Origin of the sequence: Bacillus sp. JJ1127 (genome assembly GCF_036965845.1) — a bacterium.
Lineage (GTDB): Bacteria > Bacillota > Bacilli > Bacillales > Bacillaceae_G > Bacillus_A.
Genome location: NZ_JBALQK010000190.1, coordinates 295 through 4,168, shown reverse-complemented (window position 1 = coordinate 4,168; position 3,874 = coordinate 295). Strand labels below are relative to the sequence as shown.

Below are 3,874 nucleotides of genomic sequence, written 5' to 3'. Positions count from 1 at the left end.
ATCAAATGAAATATGAAATTGCACAGGAATTCGGTGTACAACTTGGAGCCGATACTTCTTCACGTGCAAATGGTTCTGTAGGCGGTGAAATCACGAAACGTCTTGTAGCTATGGCAGAACAACAGCTTGGTGGCGGATATACTCGCTAAAATGAAAGCGTCAAGGGAGAAAGGAAGGGATCTTCCTTTCTTTTTTGTTTTTTTTAAATATTGTATGGTGTTAGGTGGAAAGGAAGATAATTTTCCATTAAATAGTACGGATATACTGTTGTGAGGATTGAAAGAATAGAAGTAATGCTAGGTTTTACTCCAATTTCTTTTGTTATATAAGTTAAAAAGCAGACAAGATGTGAGAGCCCTGATGGAATATAAAATCAAATCCCATCAGGGCTACTATATGGAAAGAAAGAAATAAATGATGAAAGGTTTCGAAATCGGCATGTTAAAAAAAGAAGACTGTTGTTTAATTGCACTTGCATCTGTGCCACTTGTTATGACATTAGGAAATTCAATGCTTATTCCAATCCTTCCAACAATTGAAAAAAAGTTGCATATTTCTTCTTTTCAAACATCCATGATCATTACAATATATTCTATTGTAGCAATTTTACTTATTCCCATCGCTGGTTATTTATCAGATCGGTGGGGGCGCAAAATGGTGATGGTCCCAAGCTTGTTAATTGCTGCCATCGGAGGGGCTATAACAGGTTGGGTATCATGGAAAGTTGAAAATCCCTATGTGTGGATTCTTATTGGAAGAGCGATTCAAGGAATAGGTGCTGCGGGAGCTATGCCAGTTGTCATTCCGTGTGTTGGTGATTTATATAAAGATGAAAAAGAAGTAAGTACTGGCTTAGGAATTATTGAAACATCGAACACATTTGGAAAAGTACTTAGTCCAATATTAGGATCAGCTCTTGCTGGAATAGTATGGTTTTTACCATTTTGGGCTATTCCGGTATTATGTGCTATCTCAATTGTTTTATTATTGCTATTAGTAAAAGCAAAAAAACAAGAAAATCAAGTGCCGCCACTTAAAGAATTTATTCATTCCATTGCTTCAACCTTCCGAGAAAAAGGAAGATGGTTAGTTGCAATCTTTATATTAGGTGCGATTACTATGCTTATTTTATTTGGGATTCTTTTTTATTTGTCTACCATATTAGAAACAAAATATAGCATTCATGGAATTTGGAAAGGATGTATACTTGCTATTCCTTTACTTGTACTATCACTAAGTTCATATATGGCAGGAAAGAAAATCGGTGATAACCAGATCGTAATGAAAAGGTGTATATACATCGGTTTTATATTAGCCGCCGTATCTGTTGCTATTCCATTATTTGTGAAAGGTATATATTTGTTACTTCTTTGTCTTGTTATTATGGGGCTTGGAATTGGGATAGCATTACCATGTTTAGATGCTTTGATTACACAAGGAATTGAAAAAGAACAAAGAGGAACAGTTACCTCATTTTATAGTTCGATGCGTTTTATTGGTGTAGCTGCAGGTCCGCCTCTTTATTCTTTTTTTATGAAGGGAGCAGACCATGAAGTTTTTTATGTAACAAGTATCTTTGCAGCGATTGGGGCAGTTGTTACAATCATATGGATTAAACCGGCAAAAGATCAAGCTGCTTTACATCGACAGCCTAAATCAACTCCTTAACGTTTTTTCCATTTTGTCACACTAAATGAGAATTGTATGTAACATATTCTCAGCATGCAATTCTCATTACTTTAGTGCAGAAAAACGATTTGCTTTAACATATAAAGAGCGACGCCCCATATCATAACTCCAGAAACTTTATTTAATATTCTAATTGTTTTCCCGGATGAATCGATTTCTTTTAGCATTCGTCCAGCAAATACTAAGCCGATAAACCAAATCCAAGAAACAGTAATAGTTGCAAAAGTAAATGCCCATTTTTCAACTCCTACATATTGAATAGAGTTTGTTCCTATAACACCAATCGTATCCAAAATTGCATGTGGATTTAATAAGGAAACAGAAGCAGCGAAAATAATTTGCTTTTTGAATGATATCTTTTTTTCTTTATGTAGTTCCTTTGTAGCATCGCTTTTCCAAATTGCCCATCCCATATATATCAGAAAGAAAAATCCAATTACATAAAGAGCTGTTGTGAGCCATGAAAAGGTAAGGAGCATAATAGATACACCTTGGACGGCAACGAGAATTAACACTGTGTCACAAATGGCTGCGGTTAGCACCACAGGAGCGGCGTGCCAAATATTTGGTTGACTGGCACCTTGATTAAAAACAAAGACATTTTGGACACCTAATGGAATAATAAGCCCAAATGCAAGAATTACTCCGTGAATAATTGCTTCAGTCATGTTATTTCCTCCCGTATAAATGATTCAAATATGATAGTGTATATTGTATAAAAGAAAATAGAAGTTGTATCCATCCATATGGTTGAATAGTATCCCAACCAAAAAGAATGTGAGATGAGAATATGAAACGATTTGATTGGAAACCGGATATATCTTCTGCTGTTCCTTTATATAAACAAATTGAAGTGTACATAAAACAAAAAATAGTGAATGGGGAGTGGCCAGTTGGTACAAAATTGCCATCACAAAGAGCTTTGTCTCATATTTTTGAAGTGAATCGAAGTACAATTGTTATGGCATTTGATGAATTAACAGCAAAAGGGTTTATAGAGGGGAAAGGGAGAAACGGAACGATTATAAAGAATCAGGTGGAGAATGAGGGTGTACATGTAACGCATCCCGATTGGCAATCATACGTGGAAACAGGCCTTCATTATCCCAACTTACCAGCTATACAAGAAATTAATCGAGCTGAATTTTATCCTAATGTAATACGTTTAGGTACTGGCGAACTTTCAGCTGAGCTTTTACCTGATGAAAAAACAAAACAAATTATAGGAAAGATTGCTAATGAAAGAATTCCATTAGGGTATGAAGAACCAAAAGGGGATATTAAATTAAGAGAACAAATAGCTGAATATTTGAAAATACATGGGGTTTTTGTGTCACCAGCATCTATCTTAATTGTTTCAGGAGCAATTCAGGCTTTGCAGCTCATTTCAATGGGGCTTCTTCGTAAAGGATCCTCTATTTTACTTGAAAAACCATCGTATTTATATTCACTCAATGTTTTTCAGTCAGCAGGAATGCGCTTAATCGGAATGCCAATGGATGAGAATGGGCTAAATCCATCGCTTATTGCAAAATACATGAAGCAATTTAATGGTTCTATTTTATATACGATTCCTTCATTTCATAATCCGACGAATTTTATTATGAATGATAAGAGGAGAAGAGAGGTTATCAAGATATGTAATGAAGTCGGTTTACCTATAATTGAAGATGCTGTGTATCAAGATTTATGGTTTGATGAACCTGTTCCTAAACCGTTAAAGGTCTATGATAGAAATGGAATTGTATTACATATCGGAAGTATGTCCAAAGTCATTAGCCCTGGTTTAAGAATTGGTTGGATTGTTGGACCAGAACCAGTTATTCAACGATTAGCAGATATAAAAATGCAAACGGATTATGGTTCTAGTTCCATATCACAACAGGTTGCTGCAGAATGGTTTAGGAGTGGTTTCTATGGTGAACATATACAATATATACGAAGCGAATTGAAAAGAAAGAGGGACTTTATGCTTGACGTACTCAATAAATATTGTAAAGATATAGCAACTTGGCATATCCCACTAGGTAGTTTTTACATTTGGTTACATATCGGTCCCGAAATCTCAAGCCGAATTTTATTTGAAAAAGCATTAAAAGAAAATATTTTACTAAATCCAGGGAATTTATATGATAGAAATGCAGGGGATTTTTTACGTCTTTCATATTCATATGCATCATTAGAT

Annotated in this window: 4 protein-coding genes; 3 read left to right on the top strand and 1 reads right to left on the bottom strand. The window is 35.0% G+C overall.

The genetic code is table 11. The features are described from left to right. Both V7183_RS18375 and V7183_RS18370 read left to right on the top strand, forming a co-directional pair. Positions 1-149, top strand: a 149-nt coding sequence (locus V7183_RS18375; protein WP_049113934.1) for a small, acid-soluble spore protein, alpha/beta type, incomplete at its 5' end; no start/stop codon positions are given. Between the two features lie 265 nt (positions 150-414). Further along, positions 415-1,668 (top strand): MFS transporter, encoded by a 1,254-nt coding sequence (locus V7183_RS18370; RefSeq protein WP_097898598.1) that lies wholly within the window; start codon positions 415-417, stop codon positions 1,666-1,668. Between the two features lie 71 nt (positions 1,669-1,739). Here V7183_RS18370 and V7183_RS18365 read toward each other — a convergent pair whose 3' ends face one another. After that, positions 1,740-2,357, bottom strand: coding sequence for a LysE/ArgO family amino acid transporter (locus V7183_RS18365; RefSeq protein ID WP_097898597.1), 618 nt, complete (start codon positions 2,355-2,357; stop codon positions 1,740-1,742). Positions 2,358-2,479: 122 nt separating this feature from the next. Here V7183_RS18365 and V7183_RS18360 point away from each other — a divergent pair. Further along, the coding region (locus V7183_RS18360) for a PLP-dependent aminotransferase family protein (protein WP_335360385.1) at positions 2,480-3,874 on the top strand (1,395 nt) is incomplete at its 3' end.

Excerpts from the sequence above, each read along its gene's own strand:
- V7183_RS18370 (WP_097898598.1), top strand. The coding sequence starts at position 415 with ATGATGAAAGGTTTCGAAATCGGCATGTTAAAAAAAGAAGACTGTTGT.
- V7183_RS18365 (WP_097898597.1), bottom strand. The coding sequence starts at position 2,357 with ATGACTGAAGCAATTATTCACGGAGTAATTCTTGCATTTGGGCTTATT.